The following is a 699-nucleotide window of genomic DNA, read 5'->3' as shown; positions in this document are numbered from 1 at the left end:
TGTCGCAGTCTCGTGCCGCCGGCAAAATTCGCCCGGTCCGCTCTTGGTGATCCGGCGCGGCGCTGCTAGTCTGGCGGCAACTTGAACACATGAAAGCGCCTGCTGCGTCCGGTCTTCGGTTCGCGCGGCGCCGGAAGGAACTGAAGTGGAAGACCACGACACCGGCGCCGGCGCGCCGGCAGTGGGCGTGTCCAGGGCTCCGCCGCCGAACCACTATCGCGTGATTGTCGTCGCGGGCGAAAACCTTGCGGCCGCGACGGCGCTTGCGCCGCTTCCTGGTCTTGCCCTTCTGGTGCTCGCCCTGATGCTCGGCATGCCCTGGCCGGGCGCCCGCCTGACGGTCCCCGACGGATGGGCCTGCCTGGCCTGACGGCGGCGGAGCCCTGGACACGCCCACTGCCGGCGCGCCGGCGCCGGTGTCGTGGTCTTCCACTTCAGTTCCTTCCGGCGCCGCGCGAACCGAAGACCGGACGCAGCAGGCGCTTTCATGTGTTCAAGTTGCCGCCAGACTAGCAGCGCCGCGCCGGATCACCAAGAGCGGACCGGGCGAATTTTGCCGGCGGCACGAGACTGCGACATGAAGAGCCGGGCCTTGCCGGTTGAATAGCCGGCTTCAATAAGGCATTTCTGAAACGGAGGGGTGAACATCCGGAATCGTCGGCGATCTTACCAGTCGCGAACCGGAGAAGGGTATCGGGC

1 protein-coding gene is annotated in these 699 nt (G+C 67.2%); it reads left to right on the top strand.

Annotated elements, in window-relative coordinates:
- Positions 1-145 precede the first annotated feature (145 nt).
- A complete protein-coding gene (locus CN311_RS32820) occupies positions 146-370 on the top strand; it encodes a hypothetical protein (RefSeq protein WP_165779924.1) in 225 nt (74 codons plus the stop codon).
- Positions 371-699: the final 329 nt, after the last annotated feature.

The organism is Mesorhizobium sanjuanii, from assembly GCF_002529485.1.
GTDB lineage: Bacteria > Pseudomonadota > Alphaproteobacteria > Rhizobiales > Rhizobiaceae > Mesorhizobium > Mesorhizobium sanjuanii.
Note: the sequence above shows the minus strand (reverse complement) of the source record. Positions and strands in the feature narration are given on the sequence as shown.